Consider the following 24,135-nt stretch of genomic DNA (forward strand, 5'->3'; position numbering starts at 1 on the left):
TCGATTATGGAATACAATCTTACTAAAAAAATGAGAAATACAAAAATCCCTTCACCATTTAATGACTTAATGATGAAGGGATTGTGGTAGAACTGCCGTTGTTGAATTTACTTATTCAATAAATTCACAATTTTTCGTCCTAATACAGTACTGATCTTTTCATACGATTCAAAAGACCATCCGCCTACGTGAGGGGTGAAAAGTACTCTGCTGTCTTGACTTAATTTTTGGAAGATACGATCTTGCTCTGCTGTCAATGTATTTAATTTTTCATTTTCTAAAACATCTAAACCAGCGGCAAGGATTTTACCATTATCCAATCCCCATTCAATCGTTGAGAACGGAATCACTTCACCTCTTGCAAGGTTGATTAGATAAATGGGCTTTTTGAATCCACCTAAATAATCTTGAGAGACCAAGTGCTTATTTTCTTTATTCAATGGAATGTGAAAACTCAGTACATCGGCCTCGTTTTGGATCTGCTCCAAAGTAGCTTCCTGAGCGTATTCATCACCATAGTTCTCTTTTCCATTATCATAAGCCAATACTTTACAACCAAAACCAATCAAACGTTTAGCGAAAGCTTGTCCCATGTGACCGTAGCCAATAATACCCACTGTTCTTGTGGATAACTCGTGACCGCGGTTTTCTTCTCTTTGCCACAATTTCTGACGAACTTCATTGTTACCAACATGAAGGTAATTCATCAAACAAAGCAACATGGCAGTAGTATGTTCACCTACAGCGTCCATGTTTCCTTCAGGGGCATTAAGTAAAGTGATTTGACGTCTTTTTAAATACTCTTCATCGATTTCATCCACGCCAGCTCCTGCACGGGCAATAAAACGAAGTTTGGGTGCTAAATCTAAAAGATCCAATCCAACTTTCATTTTACTTCTAAGCACAAGACCATTATAATCTTTAATTTTATCAGGCACTTCTGCGGGTGTAATGTCAGGAGTGTAAGTATATTCAATATTAGCGGAATCAAAGATTGAAAAAATTGATTCGTGGAGTTTATCTATGATTAAAACTTTTGTCATAAGACATTTATTAAACGTATATTATGTTAGAATATGATAATCCCTATTATTATGTAAATATCTCCTTTTACTTTTGTAATTATCTATTTTCACACTATCAAATTTAGGAGCAATAATGAAAAGCCCATTAAAAATCATCAATCAAATCACCTTAGTTTTCATTTTGTCCTTGTGGTCAATCACCGTTTTTGGACAAAGAAACTATATTTCGCATCAAATCGACGGACAAAATTTAGAAATCAATACTAATGATGGGCAGATCATTGTCAGGCCTTTTGATAAGCAAATAGTAGAGACACAGTTTTACCCCAAAGGGGTTGAAACATTACCATTATCAGAGGCTGTAATTATGGCCCCCAATAAACTAATGGTGAAAGCTAAAGATGAAGGTGCGTTTGTGTCTTTTTCTGTAGAAGGAGGAATGACGGTGAAAGTGAATAAGAAGCCACTTCAAATCAGCTATTATCACAATGGAGAAAAACTATTAGAAGAAAGCAGAGGTTATTTTGATGCAGATACTTTAAAAGGTTTCAAATTCAAAATACAAGAAGGAGAAGCATTATATGGAGCAGGAGAGAGAGCTTTACCTTTGGATAGAAGAGGCCATCGATTGCCCCTTTACAATAAAGCGGCTTATGGCAATGAAGAGTTTGCTCCTCAAATGAATTATGGAATGCCATTGATGATTTCATCAAAAAATTATGCTCTTCTTTATGACAATGCCCCTATTGGTTTTATTGATGTTGGAAAAACAAAGAAGGATGAACTTTCTTTTGAGACCATCGGTGGACGATCAAGCTATGTTGTAGTAGCAGGAAGTGACTTTAAAGACCTTATGAATGAGTTTACCAATTTAACAGGTAAACAACCTTTACCTCCACTTTGGATGTTTGGCAATTTTGCTTCTCGTTTCGGATACCATTCACAAGAGGAAGTTGAAACTACTGTAGCAGAATTCAGAGAGAAGGAAGTGCCCCTGGATGCCATTATCCTAGATTTATATTGGTTCGGAAAAGAAATTAAAGGAACAATGGGTAACCTTGATTGGTACAGAGAAGCTTTCCCTCAGCCAGAGCAAATGATGCAAAAGCTGAAAGAGGAGAATGTCAATACAATCCTAATCACAGAGCCTTTCATTGTCACTTCTTCTTCTAAATGGGAAGAGGCTGTAGAAAAAGAGGTATTAGGTACGGACCAATTTGGAAAACCTTATGTTTATGAATTTTTCTTTGGGGAAACAGGTTTGGTAGATGTTTTTAAACCTGAAGCCCAAGATTGGTTCTGGAATATCTACAAAGGATTAATAGAGCAAGGTGTTAGTGGATGGTGGGGAGACTTGGGAGAACCTGAGGTTCATCCATCAGAATTACAGCATGTCAATGGTTCAGCAGATGAAGTACACAACGTTTATGGACATCAATGGGCAAAAATTATTCATGATGGCTACCGAAAGGATTTTCCAGAAGTAAGATCTTTCGTATTGATGCGATCAGGATATGTAGGGTCACAACGATACGGTTTAGTACCTTGGTCAGGTGATGTGAGTCGTTCATTTGGAGGACTTGTACCTCAGTCACAAATTGCCATGACAATGGGGATGAGCGGTATTCCGTATATGCACTCTGATTTAGGAGGTTTTGTGAATTGGGGAAGAACGAAGGAGGAAGTAACAGAGCTTTATGTGAGATGGTTGCAGTACGGTGTGTTCCAACCTGTATACCGACCACATGCTCAAGAAATGATTCCATCAGAAGTGATTCATTACAAGGGAGAAACTTTTGATATTGTGAAAAGGTACATTGAATACAGGTACAAAATGTTGCCTTACAATTATACTTTAGCCTTTGAAAACTCTACGACAGGTATGCCACTGTTAAGACCATTGTTTGTAGAAGAATCCAACAATGCATCTTTACAAAACTTATCAGATACTTATATGTGGGGTGACGCCTATTTGGTCGCACCTATTACGGAAAAAGGCGGTCGAGAAAGAAAACTTTATTTGCCAAAAGGACATACTTGGTATCACTTATGGACCAATGAAAAGTATGAAGGAGGAAATTGGGTAACAGTGGATGCTCCATTAAAAGACCTTCCTGTTTTTGTCAAAGGTGGAAGTATTATTCCATTGGCAACGAAAAACCTTCAATCCACAAATGAATACACTTCTGAGGAATTGACATTCCAAATATGGAAAGATAAAGAAATGAAAGAGAATAAACGAGTAATGTTTGCTGATGATGGAAAGTCAAGATCTTCTATTGATAATCAACAATACCAGTTACTTTCTGTAGCAACAAAACTTTCGAAAAAAGGAATGGAAGTGACCTTATCTCAAACAGGAGATTACAAAGGAGCACCTTCTATGAGAAAAATAACACTCGAAATACACAATATGTCAGGAATTCCTAGTGGTGTTGGAATAGGAAAGAAAAACAAGCCATCTGACAAATGTGACATGGGGTATGATAAGAAAAATAACGTACTGTATGTTTCATTTGAATGGAGTGGAGAAGAGAAAACCATTTATATAATGGACACAAAAAAGAAATAAATGCGACATGTTGTCATTTATAAGTGAAGAAGTAACTTAAATTAAGGTCGATATTTTTTCTTTATCATCTTTTAACCAAATAAAAGTATTTATCCCCATCATTTTTCTCCTAAAAAGAGTTTAAGTAAGTACGACTTATAGAACTACTTAAAAAGGAACTGATGGGGATCTTATTTACATATCTGCTCATAATTAATATCGTTAGCGTTGTGATCGTTATTTTAGATTATCGATTACTAATACCAAGGGTACCAAGCGTTATTTTGCACGCATTGGAATTTTCAGGAGGAGTAATTGCAATGTTGCCAACATTATTTTTTCTAAGATATAGAATCACGAAAGAAAGTTATTATTTAGTGACACTTTGGTCCTTAACAGTTTGGTTTTTTATCAGTTATATAAAATTTCAAATATTGGGATAGAAACTTAAAATTTTAAACTTGAGTTTTCCATTAATCGCTTATATTTGAGCTTCTAATTTTTATGAAATAACCCTATCTCATGATTAAGAAGCTTTTTTTTATTTTAGGAGGATTTTTATTTTTATCCTCTAGTCTTGTAGCTCAAAATAGTATTAGGTTTGAAAAGGACAGTGTGTTTTTGGGGAAGTTATCCAACTATCCAGACACTGTGACTTATTCATTTCCATTTGAGGTACTTTCAAATGCCATAAGTATTGATACAGTAACAGCAGACTGTTCATGTCTTTTAGCTTCTTATCCTACCAAAGAATTAGAAAAAGGACAAAAAAGTACAGTAGATGTACAGTTCGTGCCTTATAAGCCAGGCCCTTTTAATAAATCATTTACTGTAAAACTCAATGACAGTGGCCAAGAATTCAAAGTGAAATTGGCAGGGTTTATTCGTCCATCTTCTTTATCCAAAGATAAATTATATCCTTATGGAAAAGAGGGAATAAAATGGGCACATAAAAAAGTGAGTTTTGGTTTATTGACAGCTCAAGGTTTAGCCTCTAAGAAAGTTTATTTCTACAATGAAACAAACGATACTCTTCGTTTTGAAAAACCTCCAGTAACGCCTTCTTATTTGGGTGTACTCATTGACAGCAGTGAGTTTGAAATAATGCCTCAATCAGAGGGATCGTTTACATTATTCATCAAACCAGAAGAAAGGGAGGAATACGGTTATGCTCAGGATACTTTTGCACTTGATCTTGTCAACCAAAAACAAGAAGTATTGTCGTCTAATTGTATTGTTTCAGCTTCTATCTATTTCCCAGAATCTGAAGGGGATGGTCCTAAACCAAAAATGGGGCTATCAAGTACTTATATGAATCTTGGAAATGTAAAGAATGATGGAAAAAAAATAGTGACATTGTCAGTGATGAACACTGGCGAGGTTCCATTGAAAATATTAAAGGTGGAGACCAACCACGGATTGGAATTACTAAGTATTGAAGATGAAGAAGTACAGACTTTTGAAACAGTCAACATCAATATTCGATATTTAGAGACACCGCGTACAGGGAAAGAGACAAGATCATTTACCCTTTTTACCAATGATCCAATTGATCCGGTTACGATCATTACCGTTAAGGCCAATGTGGTAAAATGATAAGATATAGAAATTATCATCTTTGAAAGCAACTCTATGAAGGGTTGCTTTTTTAGTGCCATTTTTTGTGGTACCATTCATTGATACATTGGTACTGGTAGGGTTTTATCAAACGGAACGCTTTTCATCATTAAGTTTATCATTTTTAAGGACTTGAAATGAAATAGAAGTAAACTACTTAAATGATGAAAATTACCACTATTGTATTAGTGTCCTTATTAACTATGCTCTTCAATAACCTATTGGCTGAACAATACAAACCGAATGGTGAGATCACCATTAATACGATTGGAGAATGGCAAAATTCTGGAAACTGGATAAGAATGGCAGGAGGCAGTGGCTCTCCAAGTAATAATGATGAAATAGTACTATCCTCCAATGCTCGCTTAAACTTAGACGTCGATCTGAAAAGTAATAATATCAGCCTCTACCTCACTTTTGAAAGTGATGGTTTCTTACAAGTGAAATCAAATGGAGCACTGCTGGTGTTGGGAGGTTTGACGATGAGTCAAAATAATGTTGAAATGAAGGTATTTGGGGACTTAGAAGTCAATGGTAATTTTCAGTTGGACAATGGAAACTTATTTATAAAAGACGGAGGTAATCTATTGATTAATGGCGATTTTCTTCGCTCAGATATAGGAAGTGGACAGCTCGAAATTGGAGGAGACGCCACTTCTTTTACAGTAGAGGGAGATTTTGATGATCAACATAACGCACCCAATATCTATGCTAATCCTTATATTAATATAAAAGGGAGTTGTTCCACTAAGTCTGGGAGTTTTTGCGACGATTATCTTCCCGTAACTCTTATATCATTTATTGTATCCTATCACGATGAGAATGCAGTAATTAAATGGAGTACAGCCTCAGAACAAAATAATAAATCATTTGAGGTTTATCGGTCCATTGATCTTGTACATTGGGAACTGATAGGTACTTTGAAAGGGCAAGGTAATAGTTTAGTTACACATCATTACCAGTGGATTGATACAACTTTCAACGAAACAGGTAGGAATTACTATCAACTTCATCAAATTGATTTTGATGGGAGAAGAGAAGTCTTTGAAACATTAGTGTTGGATGTTCAGCATCAATCATCTCTACCAGAAGTGATGATCAGCAACAATGCTATACGTTCAGGAGAAAATGTTCAAATAATGTATCGCAATGAGAAATTCAATAGTAAGTATATTGTAATAGTACATTCTGACGGAAAGACGATGGATTGTACTGATATACCTAGAGGCTTAATCCCTAACCAATTATTTGCAGAAGGAATGAATATACTATGGGTTTCCAATGGTAGAGATAAATATTCATTTAAAATATTGAAATAAAAAAAAGAGTGAATCCCGAAAGATTCACTCTTTTTATCTATAATCGATAACTTTAGTTATAAACTAAAATTATTTTAATTCGATTTCAGCACCTTCAGCAGTTAAAGCATCTTTCAACGCTTCAGCTTCTTCTTTAGAGATACCTTCTTTGATTGGAGCAGGAGCAGAATCAGCTAATTCTTTAGCTTCTTTAAGACCTAAACCAGCAGCTGACTTAAGAGCCTTAACTACTTTCAATTTAGCAGCACCAGCTGACTTCAAGATCACGTCGAATTCAGTTTTCTCTTCAGCAGCTTCAGCACCTGCAGCAGCACCTGCAACCATTACTGGAGCAGCAGCAGCAGCTGGCTCGATACCGTGCTCTTCTTTCAAGATCTCAGCAAGCTCTTGTACATCTTTAACTGTTAAGTTAACTAACTCTTCTGCGAATTTTTTCAAATCTGCCATTTTTGTATAAAATTAAAACGTGTTTTTTAAATCAAATTAAATAATATGTTTTCTGCAATCAGCCGTAGTATTTACGCTGTCATTGCAAGAGGTTTTGTTAGGAAGGAGTATATTACTCTCCTTTCTCCTCTAAAGTCTTCAATAGACCAGATAATGTCTGACCTGAAGATTGTAAAGCGCTAACAACATTCTTAGCAGGTGATTGAAGTAATCCAACGATATCTCCAATAAGTTCTGCTTTCGATTTTACAGCTGTTAAAGCTTCTAAGTGTTGCTCACCAACGTATAAACCACCGTCGATTGAAGCTGCCTTCAATGCTGGGATTTTACGATCTTTTGGCATATCCTTTTGATAGTCCTTAAGAACTTTCGCAGGAGCCGCACCAGATTCTGCTGAGAACATGATACCTGACATACCTTTAAGAGCATTATCTTTAAGCTCAGAGTAATCAGTATCTGATTCTAATTTGTCAAGAGCTTTCGCAATTAGCGTGTTCTTGACTACTTGATATTCGATACCCGATGCAAAGCAAGCCTTACGGAACTTGTTTACTTCATCAACAGTCATAGTAGCACTGTTTACGATGTAGAAGTAATCACAAGCTGCCAATTTTTGGCTTAACTCCTCAACGAGTTGTACCTTTTGATCTTTTGTCATAATTAGCTATCGATTGATCCCTTATCAACTTTGACACCAGGGCCCATAGTTGTAGAGATCGTTACGCTCTTAAAATATGTACCTTTTGCTGAAGAAGGCTTTAACTTTGATAAAGTTGAGATTAACTCTGCAGCATTCTCTTTCAATTGCTCAGCGCTGAAAGACGCTTTACCTACTGAAGTGTGAATGATACCAGTTTTGTCAACTTTAAAGTCGATTTTACCAGCCTTAACTTCTTTTACAGCTTTACCTACTTCTAATGTCACTGTACCCGCTTTAGGGTTTGGCATTAGACCACGAGGACCTAAAACTCTACCTAAACGACCTACTTTAGCCATTACAGTTGGCATAGTGATGATTACGTCGATATCAGTCCATCCACCTTCGATTTTCTTGATGAATTCGTCTAAACCAGCGTAGTCAGCACCTGCTGCTTTTGCTTCTTCTTCTTTGTCTGGAGTAACTAGAGCAAGAACTCTTACTTCTTTACCTACACCGTGAGGAAGAGTTACCACGCCACGAACCATTTGATCCGCTTTACGTGGGTCAACACCTAAACGCACGTCTAAGTCTACAGAAGCGTCGAACTTCTCGAAAGAGATTTCTTTCACAAGCTCAGTAGCTTTCTCCAGCGTGTATTCTTGAGTTCTATCGTATTTTGATAGAGCCTCTTTCATTTTCTTTGATACTGCCATGATTAAAAACTATTTTACTTGTAGAAATTAAGCCTCCCAAGGAGCTGTTCCCTCTACTGTTACACCCATGCTACGAGCTGTACCCGCAACCATTTTCATACCTGATTCAACTGTAGAACAGTTTAAGTCTGGTAATTTTGTCTCTGCAATCGTTCTTAATTGATCCCAAGTAACTGACGCTACTTTCTTACGGTTAGGCTCTGATGAACCTTTTTTAATTTTTGCCGCATCCATGATCAAATTAGCCGCTGGAGGAGTTTTAATTACGAAATCAAAAGACTTGTCTTTGAAAATTGTAATTAATACAGGCAATAATTGCCCTCCTTTGTCTTGAGTACGAGCGTTGAACTGTTTACAGAAATCCATAATGTTCAAACCCTTCGAACCTAACGCAGGACCTACTGGCGGCGACGGATTGGCTGCTCCACCTTTAATTTGAAGCTTCAGGAAACCTTCGATTTCTTTTGCCATGTTATTCTTCTTTTTCTACTTGTTTATAATCGAGTTCCACTGGTGCATTTCTGCCAAAAATCTTCACCATGACATTGAGTTTTTTCTTCTCTTCGAAGACTTCCTCTACGCTTCCGGAGAATCCAGAGAATGGACCATCCATAACGCGTACTGTTTCGCCGACAGAGTAAGACGTATCATGTTTAACTTCGCCTTCGTCCGACTCATCGACTTTGCCAAGGATCTGATTGATTTCAGATTCTCTCATAGGTTTTGGAAGCACTGACGGATCTTTTGAATCCGCATTCAGAAAACCTATAACACCCGGAACGCTATTAATCGTGTGTTGAACCTCACCATTGGATAAATCAGCTTGTACGATAACATACCCTGGTAATAAGTTTTTCTCGACAGCAATTTTCTTAACCTTACCGTCTCTCTGCTTTCTTGCCTGATAAACTTTCTCAGTTGGTACTAATACTTCCGTGATAAAGTTCTGAAGATTTTGATTCTCTAATTCTTTCAGTAGATAATCTTTCACTTTCTTCTCTTGGCCACTTACAGCTCTAACTACATACCATTTAAGCTCACCCATCGTTATTTAGTTTTATCTGTTGAGGTTTCTTAACTAAAAATACAATTTCCACGCTTCTTATTAGAATGCGTTATAGAAAAGTGTTAATAATTCGTTGAATCCGAAATCAACACCTCCGATTACTAAAGCGAACACCAATGATGCCACTAAAACTAATACAGAGCTATCTTGAGCTTCTTTGAATGACAACCAAGTTACGTTGTCTGTCATCTCAGTGTATGACTCTTTAAAAAATTGCATTAATTTATTCATAATTCTTTCGAATTTTATCCATAAAAAAAGTTGCCTTGTTTATAACAACTTTTGCTTATGTAAATGTTTAAAATCAGTTGAACGGCTAAATATAACAGTTCTTTTTGAATTTGCACGGGTGGTAGGATTCGAACCCACGACCTGCGGTTTTGGAGACCGTAACTCTACCAACTGAGCTACACCCGTTTATCCGTTAATTTTCAGTACTTTACAGAAGTACCTTGAATTTCCGAGATGCAAAGGTAGATATCTGAATAGAAATAACAAATTTGTAAGGGAAATTTTTTCTTAATTCATATTAATATACAGCTACTTAGGACTAATTCTGTATATTGCACCCCATAAACCGAGGCAAAAATGGCTAGTTTGACCTCTTTTTACCCCGTTTTTAATTAAAATGACATGATCAAATTTTTTTTCTATCTAAGTGTATTTTTTTTCTCATCACCACTTCTATTAGCACAGGATATAAGCAGTTTGTCGGATCAGTTGAAATTGATAGATGGAATACTTGCAATAAAAGCACATGCTACCTCTGGTGAAGATTCATTTTTTCAGATGTCTGAAAAGGTAACCAAGAAGACCGTATTTTGGGAGGTGTTTAGAGAGAAGGGAGAACTAAGACGTAATTATGCATTAAGCAATCTTCCAAATGGCATTTATCATTTCCAATTTGCTTTGGATGGAAAAGCTATTTCAGGTGAGATTTTCAATAAGTCAGAAGGTCCAACTTTAAAAGTGTATCATAGTACAGAATACAAAAGACCTTACTTCAATGTAAAAGTTGAAAAAGATACTTTACAGATCGATGGTTTTTTTGCACAAGATAAAGAGGTGCAAATCTCCATTAAGAACGAGGATGAGTTCGAAGATCTCTATAATGCGAGCATAGAATTGAAAAATGGGAAGTTGAAAACGCAATATATCTTGGATACTTTCGGAAAAGGAAATTATGTAATCAGAGCAAAATTGAAGGATAGAACCTTTGTTCGAAATTTTATTTTAAAATAATTCAACTTTTAAAATATTGTCTGTCAAATAGTTTACAATTGTTTATCGAAAAAGTTCATTTTTTATTTTGCAGATAAAAAAACTTCCTCTACTTTTGCATCGCAATCGGGACAAACGGTCACGACAAAAAGATAAAACATAGTGTAAGAATTAAGTAATTGAGGGCATCTGGGAAGGTTCCAGAGCGGTCAAATGGGACGGACTGTAAATCCGTTGCTTCGGCTTCGCAGGTTCGAATCCTGCCCCTCCCACTATCAGAATTACTTAATTGGGAAGGTTCCAGAGCGGTCAAATGGGACGGACTGTAAATCCGTTGCTTCGGCTTCGCAGGTTCGAATCCTGCCCCTCCCACACTTTTATTTTATCTTGCGGATGTAGCTCAGTTGGTAGAGCGACAGCCTTCCAAGCTGTAGGTCGCGGGTTCGAGCCTCGTCATCCGCTCAAAGGTCAATCAGAAATGGTTGACCTTTTTGCGTTTTAAAGCCTTTGTATCTTTTTGGGGCTGCCTTATTCTATAGGTGTTGATTTCATTTATACTGAATGTATATTGTTTTTTAATCCTAGAAGTACAGTCAGTTAAAGATTCCACCAAAGGAAATATTGGTTTTTATTGGGAATTTCCAATTTCAGGTGATTATATTTGTGTCACCAAAATAATTAATGCGGATGTAGCTCAGTTGGTAGAGCGACAGCCTTCCAAGCTGTAGGTCGCGGGTTCGAGCCTCGTCATCCGCTCAAAGGTCAATCAGAAATGGTTGACCTTTTTGCGTTTTAAAGCCTTTGTATCTTTTTGGGGCTGCCTTATTCTATAGGTGTTGATTTCATTTATACTGAATGTATATTGTTTTTTAATCCTAGAAGTACAGTCAGTTAAAGATTCCACCAAAGGAAATATTGGTTTTTATTGGGAATTTCCAATTTCAGGTGATTATATTTGTGTCACCAAAATAATTAATGCGGATGTAGCTCAGTTGGTAGAGCGACAGCCTTCCAAGCTGTAGGTCGCGGGTTCGAGCCTCGTCATCCGCTCAAAGGTCAATCAGAAATGGTTGACCTTTTTGCATTTTATAGACTTTAATCACTTATAGCTATTATCTTTTTCCTGTATTGAGCAGGGGTCATGCCAATGACTTGTTTAAACTGACGATGGAAGTACGACATGTTTTCATACCCACAATCCATCGCGATCTGTGTCACAGGTTGAATACTATCTTGCAATTCCTGACATATTATATGTATCCTAAACTCATTTAAGTATTGAGTGAATGTTTTATTGAATCTTTTTTTGAAAAACTTACAAAAGGAGGACTTCGTCATACAGCACAGTTCAGCAACTTCTATGACTTGTATAGGTGTTTGATAATGGTCTTCTATATGATGGATAATTTTATCTACTCGGCTGTCTATTTTTTGAGAAATAAAGGTTTCAATAGGTTCGGATAAGATTTGATAGTCTTTCAGTTCTGTAAGTTGATGCAGTATTTGTAAAAACAGTATCATTCTGGGCATTTCTGAAGACTTATGTAAAGCCAAAAGCATCTGTCCAATATTTTCCGTCATCATAGACTTTCTAAATACTATACCCGCCTTGGCTTTTTCCAGCATTTTTCCCACTTTCATAAATTCTTTAATGCCTGTGATCTTAGCATTGAATTGTTCTGCCTTCCATTGTACATACACAGAGGAGGCTCCTTGATTATAATTTCCCGCATTTTTCCATGCATGAGGCAATGAGGAGCCAATTAATACCAAATCACCTGCTTGAAACTGCTGAATGCTGTTGCCTATATATCGAATCCCATTACTTTTTAATACATAAGTCAATTCAAGCTCTTCATGATAATGCCATGGTGAATTAAACCGGACATCATCATAGATAAATGTATGGATAGAATGATCAAGTTGCTTAGGAATAACTTCTAGTTTTGCTCTCATTTTACGCTATGTTGTTAGTTGTTCTTCTGTTTTAGTAGTTATTGGACAATATAGTACATAAAACGTAAAATATTGAATTTATTAAACGTAATAATCACACCATAATTTTGTATTAGTAATCAGTCATAAAGTAAAGCGGTTTTCTCTGGTTACTTTAAACTAAAGCAAGAAAGTATGGAAGTGATATGTAGTGGACTTAATGTAGTCGATTTATTAGTTGCCGTACCAAATGAGGTTCCTTACGGCGAAAAAACAGAGTGTGAGAAGATCATTGTGCAAGGCGGTGCTCCTGCAGGAAATGCGGCAAGCGGTATAGCGGCATTGGGTCATAACATCTGTTTTTTAGGATATTTTGGTGAGAATACGCTGAGTGATATAGCAAGAGCAGAGCTGAAAAGGCATGGTGTTGTGGACACGCTGTTTGTATCAAAGGAAAATGCAACTCCTGCAATAGCTATTGTTCAGGTGGACGATAAAGGAGAGCGAACAGTCCTTTATTCAATGGACAATTACTCTTCATTCAGCCCGGCAGATTTTAAAGAAGAATGGCTTAGTGATACAAAGCTGATTCTTGTAGATGGATATGATACCGAAATCAATCTTCACCTATTAAAGCTTGCTAAGAAAAAAGGAATTACAACGGTATTGGACATGGAAGCAGGTGAAGAAGCTACAATGAAAGAAATGTTAGCACTAGCAACTCATTCGATCTTACCTCTTACATGTGCTCAAAAACTAGCTAATACAGAGAAAATTGAAGACTGTGTAAAGACACTTTCCAAGTTAACCAAAGGACAAATAGTCGTGACGGATGGAGCAAACGGTTCTTACGCTTTAGAAGAGGAAATTATTGTGCATCAACCTGCTTATAAGGTAGAGGTTGTAGATACAACAGGTTGTGGGGATGCTTTTCATGCAGCATATGCTTCTGCAGTACTGCAAGGGCTGCCATTAAGAGAAAGAATGAATTATGGTAGTTTCTTCGCTTCTCAAGTAGCAAAAGTATTTGGAGGGCGAACTTCATTTCCTTCAAGACAAGACATGGAAGAAAATCTTCCTTCAATCGAAACCACAGTATAGTGTAGACACATGTCTTAGTACTTAAATAATAACACATTTAATCAAAAGAAATCAATGGAAACAGTAGCATCAAACCCAGTAGAACAAGGTGTAGTAAGTCATCTATTTGAAAAACTAATCCAACCCGCAAAACCACAGTATGTAGCCAAAGTAGGATTGGTGGGCATCGGGCTAGAAGAACATTTTGACTGGGCTTCTATCAAAAAGAATTATAAAGTAGCACAAACAAACCTTCAAAAAGCTTTACCTGAGGACTTCTTTCAACTTTCAAGCTCAAAAGGACCTCTGCAAACAAAAGAGGAAATGCTGGATTGGTTGCAGTCTGTTGAAAAAGAAGGCATAGATGCATTGGTGATTTATCAAGGTTCTTATATCGCAGGTGATTTGGCGGCAACATTGGCAAGATGGCTGAAACAACATGCTATACCTGTATTAAGTTGGTCACATGATGAAGCAACAGGCGGAAGGTTAGTCAATAACCGTTTGTGTGGTCAGAACTTCCTGTTGAATATTTTAAGCTCAAGCAATGTGAAATATTCTTGGCTTTTTGAACATCCTGAGTCAGATCGTTTATCAGAAAGAGTAATGCCATTTGCGAAAGCGGCTTATGCTAAAGCATCGATGAATCAGAGAATGATAGGTATGATCGGTGGGTTTAGAGTGCCAGGTTTCTATGATTGTGAATTGAATGAAATTGCATTGTTGGAACGCTACGGTTTGATTGTAGATAGAGTTGATTTTGAAACGATTTGGAAGCACGGTCAGAAGTTCAAGGAAGAGGATATTGATGAAATTAGAGAAGCACTTCTTTTCCACCCGCTTTGTAAGTTTAATAATGTGACGCCTGAGCAAATCAATAAATCGATCCGTTTGTCATTAGCGGTAGCAGATTTTAGCCGTCAGCAAAATTATATAGGAATAGGTCTGAAAAACTGGCCGGAATTATTTGATCATTATGGAATCGCTGGAGATGGAGCAGGAGCGTTGATTCAAGATATCGGAATTCCAGTAGCAGATGAATCAGATATGGGCGCTTTATTGACAATGGTTGTGATGAATCAAGTGACACTGATGGAAGGCATACCAACATTAGTAGATCTATCATTGATTGATAATGGAAATGACAGAATAGGTTTCTGGCATTGTGGAGGAGCACCTACAAAATTAATCAACGAGGAGACTGGCTTTGAAGTGAGAAATCACAGTATCCTTGAAAATTATAGTATCGAAAGCAGTATGGGAATGTTATTGGAGTTCTTACAGAAAACAGGTCCAGTAACCATCGCAAAATACCAATATCCTGACGGAGCAAGAGTATTCAACTTCGAAGGGGAAATTCTTTCTTCAGAAATGGCCTTCAGAGGTAGTTATGCAGAAGTGAAGCCTGAAGTTTATGAAGCGAAGGATGTATTGTCAGCTGTATTGAATAATGGTTGTGATCATCACTGGATCATTGGCCGAGGACATTTCCTAAAAGAATTAGAAACATTAAATCACTGGCTTGATGTAAGTCAGATTGATATTCCTAAAAATCTTGACCACTTGTACGGTCATAGTCTGTAGAACACTTCATTTCATCTATCAAATGGTCATGCTTAAATAAAGCATGGCCACTTATCATCTTATAATTATGGAAAAGAAATTTTCAGAACAATTTTCATCATTGCACGAGCTTTTTAAAGCCTATAGAAAATCAGAAAGATGTTTAGCCGCTTTCAATGTCAATGATAATTATGACCTAAAGGCAGTAGTAGAGGCTGCAAATGAAATGAATACGCATGTAATGGTCATGACTTATCCACCTGTAGCGGATTTGATCACTCCTCAGGTTTTTGCTAAAATGGTGGAAGGTATGAGATTGAATGCTCACAATAAAGTATTCCTTCATTTGGATCACAGTACTTCTGTAGATCAATGTAAAGCGGCTATTGATGCAGGTTATGATTCTGTGATGATCGACGGCTCTCAGCAACCTTTGGAAGAGAACATCAAAATGACAAAGGAAGTGGTGGAGTATGCAAAATCAGCCAATGTTGTAGTTGAGGCTGAAATTGGAAAAATTTTAGGAAGGGGAGTGGAAGTAAAATCAGATGATGATTTTTTAGCCTCCGTTGCCGATGTGACACAATTATATAAAGAAGCTAATCCTGATATCGTAGCTGTTGGAATAGGAACAGCACATGGTTTCACACCTCAAGAACCAAAGATTCATTTCGGAAGACTAGGAGAGATAGCAGATGCAATTCCAGCTCCATTAGTACTGCACGGAGGAACAGGAATTCCAGATAAAGACATTCAGAAATCCATTTCAATGGGTATGAGTAAAATTAATATCGGTACAATCGTTCATACCACTTATATGCAAGAAGCATTAAAACGTATGAATGAAGCGGGTAAAAATGCTTACCCTCCATTTATTATGAATGAAGTAGTGCCATTAATTAAAGATGTGGTTGTAGATCGATTGAAAGCTGTGAATTTTGAGTATGAATTGTCTGTATAATTGAGTAGTTAGTTTTCAATAAATAAAAATGGATACCCTATTATATAATAAGGTATCCATTTTCATATTTATCAATATGATATATTATTAAGCCTCCTTAGAAGCAAACTTTTCAATTCCATAGACTAAAAAGAAACCAACAAAAGCCAAGACAATCGCCAAAACTAATTGGTTATCTCCTTCAAAATATTGAGGCAAAATAGACTTTTCTATTAAAGGTTTTGTCTCACCATGTCTATCAACATAAGTTTCCATCACTTTTTTCCATGGCCATACTTTATTCAAAGAACCAATCATCACACCTGATAATAAGGCAATCGTAAAGTCATGGTATTTTTTCAATAAGAAAGACAATACTCTTGAAAAGCTAGTAATGCCAATTGCTGCACCAGCTCCAAATATTGCAATTACTTTAATATTTAACTCTGTAAGAGAAGTCAGAATATAATTATATTGCCCCATTAATAAGAGCATAAAAGAACCCGAAATACCTGGTAAAATCATCGCGCAAATAGCAATCATACCAGCTACAAAAACATAGATTTCTCCTTCAGGAGCTTCACTTGGAGTAGCTACTGTAATATAATAAGAGAAAGCTGTACCTATAATTAATGCAATAATTGAAGCAACGTTCCATTTTTTGACCTGACGGCTCACTAATAAAGTAGAAGCGATAATCAACCCGAAAAAGAAAGACCATAACCCAATTGGCTCATTAGCTAAAAGGTATTTCATCAATTTTGCCAATGAAAATAATGCAGTACCAATACCAAGAAATAAAGGGATTAAAAAATTAAGGTCTAGTTTCTCCCAAAGCTCTTTGATCTTGAACTTAGATAAAAGTTTAAGTGCTTCAAGGTCTATGGAGTTAATAGCATTCAAAAGTCTTTCATAAATACCAGTAATAAAGGCAACGGTTCCGCCTGATACACCAGGCACAACATCAGCAGCACCCATGGCTACACCTTTTAAAAAGATAAAAAGTTTTTCTTTCATTGATTCTTTAATATAATTTGTGGCAAATATAGTGTAAGTCAACGAACATAAAAGTTTGCATCTTCAACAATTTAGGAACTGAGATTATTTTTTATAAAAAATGAATGAACTGACAAGAAAGGCCTCTATTGACATGGGCACAAATACATTTCAATTATTAATTGCTGATATAATTGGAGATAAAGTTGAAACAGTTTTCACACAGGATATTTTTGTTCGATTAGGGAAAGGAGGAATTTCCAATGGAGAAATTACAGAAGAAGCAATGCAGCGCGCTTTTGATGCATTAGATAAGTTTCAAAAAGTAATCAAAGAAAATAAGGCCGAAGAAGTAAAGGTGGCAGCTACAAGTGCAGTTCGATCTGCCAGCAATGGAGAAGCTTTTATTCAAGACATATATAATAGGTATGGATTTGTGGTTAATATCCTCTCTGGAGTGGAAGAAGCGGAAGTCATTTATAAAGGAGTCAAGACGGATACCGCTATTCAGGATACAGCCATTATCATGGATATTGGAGGTGGAAGTGTTGAATTCATTATAGGTGATGCTGAAAAAGTGCTTTGGAAACAAAGTTTTGAAATAGGAGCACAGCGACTTTACGATCAGTTTTGTCATGAAGATCCCATTAGTAGTGAGAATAGTGAAAAACTAGGAGCGTATATTAAAGAAAAACTAAGTCCGTTATTGGAAGAAAGTGAGAAATTTTCTGCTTTGAAATTCATTGGTGCAGCAGGGACATTCCAGACGATTCAAGAAGTTTATGGAGCAATTCATGATTGTAAACCTTCGTCAGTGAAAAACGTGAGTTATGAAGAGTATAAAAATATGCACCATAAATTTGTGGGGTACACTAGGGAGCAACGTTTTGAAATACCAGGTTTGATTCCTCAAAGAGTGGACATGATTGTGCCTGCATCTCTCTTATTATTTAATGTTCTAACCTTACTGAAAGTTAAAGAAATACATATTTCTTCAGGATCTTTAAGAGAAGGTTTGGTCTTGCTTTAATACAAGATTTTTCTCGCCAAAACTGACAAATGAGTAGTTTTTGGTGAAAATAGTTCATTTTTAATGTTTTAGTAAGGTTTATTAGCACACTCTTAACAAAGATTTAAATTTGTTTTATTTTGCTTGTAAAATGTTGGTTTTTAATGTTTTAATAGCGTAATTACCTCCCCTTAGGGGGTAGTGTATCATGAAAAGTTGAATTATTTCATCCTTATTTTCATCTATTTTTGGTATAGATGTTTGAAGTTTTTGAAAATCAATTTACCTTTGCATCTCGAATAGATACGGGAACTGTTTTTTTCAGTGCTTGAATCTGTTTTTGGGAAGGTTCCAGAGCGGTCAAATGGGACGGACTGTAAATCCGTTGCTTCGGCTTCGCAGGTTCGAATCCTGCCCCTCCCACTATCAATAAATGAAGCTGTTTTTATATAGACCAATTTGTTGAGAAGAGTGTAGTGAATGTTTCTTCAGATCATGAACTATTCTCTATAAAAGGAAAATCGAAAATCTTCCTCGAAGATTGCGGTTACCGCGATAAGCTACCGTAGCTCAGGGGTAGAGCACTTCCTTGGTAAGGAAGAGGTCGGGAGTTCAAATCTCCTCGGCAGCTCGATTTTACTTTTTAAAATCTGAAGATTGAAATCTATTAATTGTATATAATTCTTTTTAAGAAAGATGGCAAAGGAAACATTTGACCGTTCGAAACCCCATTTGAACATTGGTACAATCGGTCACGTTGACCACGGTAAAACTACTTTAACTGCGGCAATTTCATCAGTTTTAGCAAACAAAGGTCTTGCTGAGCAAAAGGACTTCTCTCAAATTGACAACGCACCAGAAGAAAAAGAGCGTGGTATCACGATCAACACTTCTCACGTTGAATACCAAACTGAGAACCGTCACTATGCACACGTTGACTGTCCAGGTCACGCCGATTACGTGAAAAACATGGTAACTGGTGCTGCACAAATGGACGGTGCTATCTTAGTAGTAGCTGCTACTGATGGTGCTATGCCTCAAACTAAAGAGCACATCCTTTTAGCTCGTCAGGTTGGTGTACCTAAAATCGTTGTTTTCTTAAACAAAGCTGATATGGTAGACGACGAGGAGATGTTAGAGCTTGTTGAAATGGAAGTTGCTGAAGAATTAGAAAGCAAAGGATATGACGACGCTCCAATCATCAGAGGTTCTGCTTTAGGTGCATTAAACGGTGAAGACAAGTGGGTTAAAACTGTTGAGGAATTAATGGAAAATGTAGATGAGCATATTCCACTTCCAGTTCGTGACGTAGATAAAGATTTCTTAATGCCAGTAGAGGACGTATTCTCGATCACAGGTCGTGGTACTGTAGCTACAGGTCGTATTGAGAAAGGTGTTGCTAACACAGGTGATGCTGTTGAAATCTTAGGTTTAGGAGAGAAATTAACATCAACTATTACTGGTGTTGAGATGTTCCGTAAGATCTTAGATAGAGGTGAAGCTGGTGACAACGTAGGTATCCTTCTTAGAGGTATCGACAAAGCTGACATCAAGCGTGGTATGGTAATCTGTAAGCCAGGTTCTGTAACTCCTCACTCGAAGTTTACTGCTGAGATCTACGTTCTTTCAAAAGAAGAAGGTGGTCGTCACACTCCATTCTTCAAAGGTTACAACCCTCAGTTCTACTTCCGTACAACTGACGTAACTGGTACTATCGCTTTACCTGACGGTGTTGAGATGGTAATGCCAGGTGATAACGTAACTATCACAGTTGATCTTCAAAAAGAAATCGCAATGGAGGAAGGTCTTCGTTTCGCGATCCGTGAAGGTGGACGTACAGTAGGTGCTGGTCAAGTAACTACAATCATCGAGTAATCGATTTTCAGCGTCAGCTGAGTTTACATATTTGGAGGTCGTCGAGCAATTGACGACCTCTTTATATATAAAAGCCATCCTATTTCTCAATGGGATGGCTTTTTTATATCAATTCAAGGTTTTGGCTTTTATGTTGCTTGAGTTTACTCATTTGTGAGAATGTTAAGCAACAGTTGAGCTTCTATCTTTGAGTTTGGTGCTGTTTTTATTGGCCTTGAAGGGAAAAGCGTTAAGAATTTCATGTACTGAGCCGTTAAAAATGATTTTCTTGTTTGAGCAAAGCGAGTTTAAAATCATTTAGGCGAAAGGAATGAAATTTAGCTTTTGACTTCTAAGCCTTGACTTTTTTGCTTCGTTTTTGTGTTAAGACAAAAATGAAGAAGAAGGTAGCTTGGAAGAGTAATCTTGAAAATATGTAGAAATGCCGTTTGAAAGCAATTAAACTTATAATACGCTCTACGACTGCTCCTTCTTTAATTTTTCCATCTCAAACATAATGTCTCTCAACCTAGCCGCTTCCACAAAATCAAGATCTTTTGCCGCTTTTTCCATATCACGTTTCACTGCTTTAATCTTAGACTCTAGGTCATCAGTATTCTTTGTTTGATACTCCGAAATAGCTTCCGCTGCTTTTGCACTATCACTCTCATCCAATTCATAACTTTTGACGATTGCTTTTCTGTCCGCAACTTGAGTTTGTTCCAGAATAGCGTCCTGTGATTTCTTCACTGTAGTAGGAGTGATGCCATGTTCTAAATTATATTCATGTTGAATTTTCCTTCTTCTCTTAGTTTCATCAATGGCTTTTTGCATAGAAGCGGTCATTTTATCCGCATACATAATCACTCGCCCATTAGAATTTCTTGCCGCACGACCAATAGTTTGTATTAAAGATCTGACATTTCTCAAGAAACCTTCCTTGTCTGCATCCATAATTGTGACAAGAGAAACTTCAGGTAAATCAAGCCCTTCTCTTAATAAATTCACTCCAACCAATACATCGACAATCCCAAGACGCAATTCTCTTAGAATCTCAACTCGATCCAAAGGTTTGATTTCAGAGTGAATGTAAGTAGATTTTACACCAATTTGATCAAGGTATTTTGAAAGTTCTTCCGCCATTCTTTTTGTTAGAGTAGTAATTAATACTCTTTCCCCTTTATCAATTGTAGCTTGAACTTCCTCCAATAAATCATCAATTTGATTTAAAGTCGGACGAACATCAATTTCAGGATCTAATAAACCAGTAGGGCGGATTACCTGTTCTGTGATTTCACCTTGTGTTTGTAAAAGTTCATAATCACCTGGTGTCGCACTAACGTAAAGTGTTTGACTGGTTACATTTTCAAATTCATTAAAAGTAAGAGGCCTGTTGTCTAAAGCAGATGGTAATCTAAAACCATTGTCTACTAGAGAAACTTTCCTCGATCTATCACCTCCCCACATTGCTCTAATTTGTGGAAGCGTTACATGGCTCTCATCGATCACCATCAAGAAATCATCTGGGAAATAATCCAACAAACAGAAAGGACGTTGCCCTGCTCTTCTTCTATCGAAATATCTAGAGTAATTTTCAATACCAGAACAATAACCCAACTCTCGAATCATTTCAAGATCAAATTCAGTTCTTTCTTTAATTCTTTTCGCTTCAGCTGAACGGTGATCTTTTTCAAAGAACTTCACTTGTTCGACTAATTCATCTTGGATTTCAATAATAGCATCATTAATCACATCCTTTCCGGTCACGAATAAATTCGCAGGGAAAAGAGAAATACTATTTTCTCTAGAGATCATTCGACCAGTTTCAGGATCAATTCTCTGGATTTCTTCAATTTCATCATCCCAATAAATCACTCGGTAAGCAAAATCAGCGTAAGCAGGGAAAATATCTACAGTATCACCTTTTACTCTGAAATTACCACGGTTAAATTCAACCTCATTTCTAGCATATAGGATGTCTACTAAATCTCTCAAGAATTGTTGTCTTGGATATTGAACACCTGCAGCGATTTTTAAAACACTTTTTTCAAACTCCTCAGGATTACCAATACCATAAATACAGGAAACGGATGCCACTACAATCACATCCCTTCTTCCAGACATCAATGCAGAAGTGCAGGCAAGTCTTAACTTCTCAATTTCTTCATTGATCATTAAGTCCTTTTCAATAAATGTATCAGTGGTTTGGATATAAGCTTCCGGCTGGTAATAATCATAATAGGAGATAAAGTATTCTACAGCATTTTCAGGGAAAAACTGTTTGAATTCTCCATAAAGCTGCGCCGCTAATGTCTTATTATGGCAAAGTATAAGGGTGGGTCTCCCTGTTTCTTTAATTACATTGGCTACGCTAAAAGTTTTTCCTGAACCCGTCACGCCAAGGAGGATTTGAGATTTCTCTCCATTTTCAACTCCTTCCGACAATTTTCTGATTGCTTCCGGCTGATCACCCATTGGGGTGAAATCTGCTACTAACTTGAAATCCATATTCTCTATTTAATAAGAATATAAATATACAAAAAAGAGAGGCATACAAGAAATTGATTTTAAGAGGAAAACCTTCCTTATGATGTAATACTTTCCAGCAGTTTACCGAAGTCTTTTGTGAGCTTTTGAGAAGTGTAGTTCAGATAACGGTCATTTCTTTCAACAGGGAGTGTTTTGTTTTTAAGCCATACATTAAAAGAGTCCTTCAGGTAATTTTTTATACTTTCTTTCTCTTGATAATCAAAAGAAGATCCCATGTTTGTTTCTTTGATGATATCCGCTGAGTCTCCTTCTGTATTTCCGAGTAAAAGAATATTTCGGTTTAATGCTAGATATTCAAATAGTTTCCCAGGAATTCGGCCAGAGGAATTATCCGCTTTATTTAATAATAGTAATAATATAGAAGCCTTTTTACCATAGGTAAGTGCTTCTTCTCTTTTTATAGGAGGGATATATTCGAATAACTGAGTGTCTTTATGTTTTTCAATAAAGTCAATAATGCTTTGATCTACTTGACCAACAAACTGAAGTCTGAAGAACTGTTGGAAATGCTCTACTTCTTTTCCAAGTTCAACAACGCTTTCCAGTAAAGTCATTGGAATTCGATCATGTCCTGCCATGCCAAGATGTAGCATTTTTAAGAAATTGCTGTCCGCTTCAACATTTTCAAACTCTTTAAAATGTTCCGGATCAAAACCGAGTGGAATAGTATGTACATTATGTGCACCTATATCTTCAAGATCTTTTTTCCAAGAGTTGCTAACAATTGCTGTGGCGTCAGCTTGTTGAAAACAGAATTGCTCCAGTTTATGATGGTACTTATCTGCCCAAGGCGTAAGAATTAATTCTTTATAATAATCAATTTGAGTCCAGGGATCTTGAAAGTCGACAAGTAATGGAATATTCAACTTCTTTTTTAACCTAGCTCCAATGAGAGTGCTTGAATGAGGAGGTCCTGTAGTAAGAATAGCATCAACATGATTTTCTTTTAAATATTTTGTCAATGCTTTTACAGAAGGTTTAATCCAAAATTTACGGGCATCAGGAATAAAAAAGTTACTTCTTATAAAAACAGCAAGAATATCTTTCCATTTTTTTGTCTTTTCATCCTTTACAACAAGCACATTATTTACATTTTCATCTTTTTTACGAGAAGTAAACTTCTTAAATAAACCATAAGGTTCCCAGATGGGAAGTTCAATTCTCTCGATATCCTGTGGAAAATCATTAATTAATGCATCATCATAAGTAGGGTAGTGTGCATTTTTGGGAGTAACTAATATAGGTTCCCATCCAGCTGAACGTAAATGTTTCACTAATTTCAATGGTCGAATAATTGAAATGCCCCCACATGGTGGAAAATAATAAGCTATAATTAAGACTTTTTTCATGCTAAGATCTCTCGAATAAATAACAGCTCAATTTAAGTAATTCTGAATTGAAGAAAGAAAAAGAGATGAATTGAATTTTTGTTGAATTTTTAAAATGTTGATTATTAGAGATAAAGTATAAGGTTTACTTTTGTTGATGATATTTTTTTAGAGAAGGTATTGCATTTTCAAAACAAGCTCTTACCTTTGCACTCGCTTTTGAACGGAAAGCCAACAAAAACATGATGTAAAAGAAGACTTTTTTGATGATACAGTTATAT

General features: G+C 36.5%; 20 protein-coding genes and 8 tRNA genes. 16 read left to right on the forward strand and 12 right to left on the reverse strand.

Translation table 11 applies throughout. The features are described 5' to 3' along the window. Positions 1-107: 107 nt before the first annotated feature. Complete coding sequence (locus AVL50_RS27250) at positions 108-1,043, reverse strand: NAD(P)-dependent oxidoreductase (protein ID WP_062620370.1); 936 nt, start codon at positions 1,041-1,043, stop codon at positions 108-110. A gap of 115 nt (positions 1,044-1,158) precedes the next feature. Here AVL50_RS27250 and AVL50_RS27255 point away from each other — a divergent pair, with 115 nt between their 5' ends. From AVL50_RS27255 to AVL50_RS27265, 3 genes are all read left to right on the forward strand, one after another. Further along, positions 1,159-3,597 (forward strand): TIM-barrel domain-containing protein, encoded by a 2,439-nt coding sequence (locus AVL50_RS27255; protein WP_062620372.1) that lies wholly within the window; start codon positions 1,159-1,161, stop codon positions 3,595-3,597. 501 nt (positions 3,598-4,098) lie between these two features. After that, positions 4,099-5,172 (forward strand): DUF1573 domain-containing protein, encoded by a 1,074-nt coding sequence (locus AVL50_RS27260; protein ID WP_062620373.1) that lies wholly within the window; start codon positions 4,099-4,101, stop codon positions 5,170-5,172. Between the two features lie 224 nt (positions 5,173-5,396). Next, on the forward strand, positions 5,397-6,512 hold the full coding sequence (locus AVL50_RS27265) for a hypothetical protein (protein WP_062620375.1): 1,116 nt from the start codon (positions 5,397-5,399) through the stop codon (positions 6,510-6,512). Positions 6,513-6,581: 69 nt separating this feature from the next. Here AVL50_RS27265 and rplL read toward each other — a convergent pair whose 3' ends face one another. From rplL to AVL50_RS27300, 7 genes are all read right to left on the reverse strand, one after another. Continuing rightward, positions 6,582-6,959, reverse strand: a complete 378-nt coding sequence (gene rplL / locus AVL50_RS27270; protein ID WP_062620377.1) for a 50S ribosomal protein L7/L12 — start codon at positions 6,957-6,959, stop codon at positions 6,582-6,584. A 112-nt stretch (positions 6,960-7,071) separates the two neighbouring features. After that, on the reverse strand, positions 7,072-7,617 hold the full coding sequence (gene rplJ, locus AVL50_RS27275; protein WP_062620378.1) for a 50S ribosomal protein L10: 546 nt from the start codon (positions 7,615-7,617) through the stop codon (positions 7,072-7,074). Between the two features lie 2 nt (positions 7,618-7,619). Further along, entirely contained in the window at positions 7,620-8,312 is a 693-nt protein-coding gene (gene rplA, locus AVL50_RS27280; protein ID WP_062620380.1) for a 50S ribosomal protein L1, read from the reverse strand. Positions 8,313-8,339: 27 nt separating this feature from the next. Then, complete coding sequence (gene rplK / locus AVL50_RS27285; protein WP_044202167.1) at positions 8,340-8,783, reverse strand: 50S ribosomal protein L11; 444 nt, start codon at positions 8,781-8,783, stop codon at positions 8,340-8,342. Position 8,784: 1 nt separating this feature from the next. Further along, complete coding sequence (gene nusG / locus AVL50_RS27290) at positions 8,785-9,357, reverse strand: transcription termination/antitermination protein NusG (RefSeq protein WP_044202166.1); 573 nt, start codon at positions 9,355-9,357, stop codon at positions 8,785-8,787. A gap of 60 nt (positions 9,358-9,417) precedes the next feature. After that, positions 9,418-9,609: a preprotein translocase subunit SecE gene (gene secE / locus AVL50_RS27295; protein ID WP_044202165.1), complete on the reverse strand. Its 192-nt coding sequence runs from the start codon at positions 9,607-9,609 to the stop codon at positions 9,418-9,420. Between the two features lie 113 nt (positions 9,610-9,722). Beyond that, positions 9,723-9,795, reverse strand: a tRNA-Trp gene (locus tag AVL50_RS27300). Positions 9,796-10,011: 216 nt separating this feature from the next. Here AVL50_RS27300 and AVL50_RS27305 point away from each other — a divergent pair. The 6 genes from AVL50_RS27305 to AVL50_RS27330 all read left to right on the forward strand — a co-directional run bounded on the left by AVL50_RS27305 (position 10,012) and on the right by AVL50_RS27330 (position 11,649). Next, entirely contained in the window at positions 10,012-10,620 is a 609-nt protein-coding gene (locus AVL50_RS27305; RefSeq protein WP_062620381.1) for a hypothetical protein, read from the forward strand. A 170-nt stretch (positions 10,621-10,790) separates the two neighbouring features. Further along, positions 10,791-10,871 (forward strand) — tRNA-Tyr (locus AVL50_RS27310). A gap of 19 nt (positions 10,872-10,890) precedes the next feature. Further along, positions 10,891-10,971: transfer RNA gene (locus tag AVL50_RS27315), tRNA-Tyr, on the forward strand. 17 nt (positions 10,972-10,988) lie between these two features. Continuing rightward, a tRNA-Gly gene (locus tag AVL50_RS27320) sits at positions 10,989-11,061 on the forward strand. A gap of 221 nt (positions 11,062-11,282) precedes the next feature. Next, positions 11,283-11,355: transfer RNA gene (locus AVL50_RS27325), tRNA-Gly, on the forward strand. 221 nt (positions 11,356-11,576) lie between these two features. Beyond that, a tRNA-Gly gene (locus AVL50_RS27330) sits at positions 11,577-11,649 on the forward strand. Positions 11,650-11,694: 45 nt separating this feature from the next. Here AVL50_RS27330 and AVL50_RS27335 read toward each other — a convergent pair. After that, positions 11,695-12,555 (reverse strand): AraC family transcriptional regulator, encoded by an 861-nt coding sequence (locus AVL50_RS27335; RefSeq protein ID WP_062620383.1) that lies wholly within the window; start codon positions 12,553-12,555, stop codon positions 11,695-11,697. Between the two features lie 174 nt (positions 12,556-12,729). Here AVL50_RS27335 and AVL50_RS27340 point away from each other — a divergent pair, with 174 nt between their 5' ends. The 3 genes from AVL50_RS27340 to AVL50_RS27350 all read left to right on the forward strand — a co-directional run bounded on the left by AVL50_RS27340 (position 12,730) and on the right by AVL50_RS27350 (position 16,138). Continuing rightward, positions 12,730-13,635: a carbohydrate kinase family protein gene (locus AVL50_RS27340; RefSeq protein WP_062620385.1), complete on the forward strand. Its 906-nt coding sequence runs from the start codon at positions 12,730-12,732 to the stop codon at positions 13,633-13,635. A gap of 54 nt (positions 13,636-13,689) precedes the next feature. Further along, positions 13,690-15,198: an L-fucose/L-arabinose isomerase family protein gene (locus AVL50_RS27345; RefSeq protein ID WP_062620386.1), complete on the forward strand. Its 1,509-nt coding sequence runs from the start codon at positions 13,690-13,692 to the stop codon at positions 15,196-15,198. A 67-nt stretch (positions 15,199-15,265) separates the two neighbouring features. Continuing rightward, positions 15,266-16,138 (forward strand): class II fructose-bisphosphate aldolase, encoded by an 873-nt coding sequence (locus AVL50_RS27350; protein WP_062620388.1) that lies wholly within the window; start codon positions 15,266-15,268, stop codon positions 16,136-16,138. A gap of 87 nt (positions 16,139-16,225) precedes the next feature. Here AVL50_RS27350 and AVL50_RS27355 read toward each other — a convergent pair whose 3' ends face one another. Continuing rightward, on the reverse strand, positions 16,226-17,134 hold the full coding sequence (locus AVL50_RS27355) for a DUF368 domain-containing protein (protein ID WP_062620415.1): 909 nt from the start codon (positions 17,132-17,134) through the stop codon (positions 16,226-16,228). Positions 17,135-17,234: 100 nt separating this feature from the next. Here AVL50_RS27355 and AVL50_RS27360 point away from each other — a divergent pair, with 100 nt between their 5' ends. The 4 genes from AVL50_RS27360 (at position 17,235) to tuf (ending at position 19,997) form a co-directional block, all read left to right on the forward strand. Then, positions 17,235-18,143: a Ppx/GppA phosphatase family protein gene (locus AVL50_RS27360; RefSeq protein WP_062620389.1), complete on the forward strand. Its 909-nt coding sequence runs from the start codon at positions 17,235-17,237 to the stop codon at positions 18,141-18,143. A gap of 321 nt (positions 18,144-18,464) precedes the next feature. Then, positions 18,465-18,545, forward strand: a tRNA-Tyr gene (locus tag AVL50_RS27365). Between the two features lie 136 nt (positions 18,546-18,681). After that, positions 18,682-18,753, forward strand: a tRNA-Thr gene (locus AVL50_RS27370). Positions 18,754-18,818: 65 nt separating this feature from the next. After that, the gene (gene tuf / locus AVL50_RS27375) at positions 18,819-19,997 is read left to right on the forward strand and encodes an elongation factor Tu (protein ID WP_062620391.1); all 1,179 of its coding nucleotides are present in this window, start codon (positions 18,819-18,821) and stop codon (positions 19,995-19,997) included. Between the two features lie 456 nt (positions 19,998-20,453). On the opposite strand, the gene uvrB is transcribed toward tuf, so the two are convergent. Next, entirely contained in the window at positions 20,454-22,484 is a 2,031-nt protein-coding gene (gene uvrB, locus AVL50_RS27380) for an excinuclease ABC subunit UvrB (protein ID WP_062620393.1), read from the reverse strand. Positions 22,485-22,561: 77 nt separating this feature from the next. Next, positions 22,562-23,875 carry a glycosyltransferase gene (locus AVL50_RS27385; protein WP_062620395.1) on the reverse strand — a complete coding sequence of 438 codons (1,314 nt, stop codon included), beginning with the start codon at positions 23,873-23,875 and terminating at the stop codon, positions 22,562-22,564. Positions 23,876-24,135: the final 260 nt, after the last annotated feature.

The sequence above is a fragment of the Flammeovirga sp. SJP92 genome (assembly GCF_001583495.1).
Classification (GTDB): domain Bacteria; phylum Bacteroidota; class Bacteroidia; order Cytophagales; family Flammeovirgaceae; genus Flammeovirga.

What these genes read in the sequence shown, in the direction of transcription:
- AVL50_RS27260 (WP_062620373.1), top strand. Translation starts at nt 4,099, where the DNA reads ATGATTAAGAAGCTTTTTTTTATTTTAGGAGGATTTTTATTTTTATCC.
- AVL50_RS27360 (WP_062620389.1), top strand. Translation starts at nt 17,235, where the DNA reads ATGAATGAACTGACAAGAAAGGCCTCTATTGACATGGGCACAAATACA.
- tuf (WP_062620391.1), top strand. Translation starts at nt 18,819, where the DNA reads ATGGCAAAGGAAACATTTGACCGTTCGAAACCCCATTTGAACATTGGT.
- secE (WP_044202165.1), bottom strand. Translation starts at nt 9,609, where the DNA reads ATGAATAAATTAATGCAATTTTTTAAAGAGTCATACACTGAGATGACA.
- rplJ (WP_062620378.1), bottom strand. Translation starts at nt 7,617, where the DNA reads ATGACAAAAGATCAAAAGGTACAACTCGTTGAGGAGTTAAGCCAAAAA.
- AVL50_RS27350 (WP_062620388.1), top strand. Translation starts at nt 15,266, where the DNA reads ATGGAAAAGAAATTTTCAGAACAATTTTCATCATTGCACGAGCTTTTT.
- AVL50_RS27265 (WP_062620375.1), top strand. Translation starts at nt 5,397, where the DNA reads ATGCTCTTCAATAACCTATTGGCTGAACAATACAAACCGAATGGTGAG.
- AVL50_RS27340 (WP_062620385.1), top strand. Translation starts at nt 12,730, where the DNA reads ATGGAAGTGATATGTAGTGGACTTAATGTAGTCGATTTATTAGTTGCC.
- rplA (WP_062620380.1), bottom strand. Translation starts at nt 8,312, where the DNA reads ATGGCAGTATCAAAGAAAATGAAAGAGGCTCTATCAAAATACGATAGA.
- AVL50_RS27335 (WP_062620383.1), bottom strand. Translation starts at nt 12,555, where the DNA reads ATGAGAGCAAAACTAGAAGTTATTCCTAAGCAACTTGATCATTCTATC.
- uvrB (WP_062620393.1), bottom strand. Translation starts at nt 22,484, where the DNA reads ATGGATTTCAAGTTAGTAGCAGATTTCACCCCAATGGGTGATCAGCCG.
- AVL50_RS27250 (WP_062620370.1), bottom strand. Translation starts at nt 1,043, where the DNA reads ATGACAAAAGTTTTAATCATAGATAAACTCCACGAATCAATTTTTTCA.
- AVL50_RS27385 (WP_062620395.1), bottom strand. Translation starts at nt 23,875, where the DNA reads ATGAAAAAAGTCTTAATTATAGCTTATTATTTTCCACCATGTGGGGGC.
- AVL50_RS27255 (WP_062620372.1), top strand. Translation starts at nt 1,159, where the DNA reads ATGAAAAGCCCATTAAAAATCATCAATCAAATCACCTTAGTTTTCATT.
- rplK (WP_044202167.1), bottom strand. Translation starts at nt 8,783, where the DNA reads ATGGCAAAAGAAATCGAAGGTTTCCTGAAGCTTCAAATTAAAGGTGGA.
- AVL50_RS27345 (WP_062620386.1), top strand. Translation starts at nt 13,690, where the DNA reads ATGGAAACAGTAGCATCAAACCCAGTAGAACAAGGTGTAGTAAGTCAT.
- rplL (WP_062620377.1), bottom strand. Translation starts at nt 6,959, where the DNA reads ATGGCAGATTTGAAAAAATTCGCAGAAGAGTTAGTTAACTTAACAGTT.
- nusG (WP_044202166.1), bottom strand. Translation starts at nt 9,357, where the DNA reads ATGGGTGAGCTTAAATGGTATGTAGTTAGAGCTGTAAGTGGCCAAGAG.
- AVL50_RS27355 (WP_062620415.1), bottom strand. Translation starts at nt 17,134, where the DNA reads ATGAAAGAAAAACTTTTTATCTTTTTAAAAGGTGTAGCCATGGGTGCT.
- AVL50_RS27305 (WP_062620381.1), top strand. Translation starts at nt 10,012, where the DNA reads ATGATCAAATTTTTTTTCTATCTAAGTGTATTTTTTTTCTCATCACCA.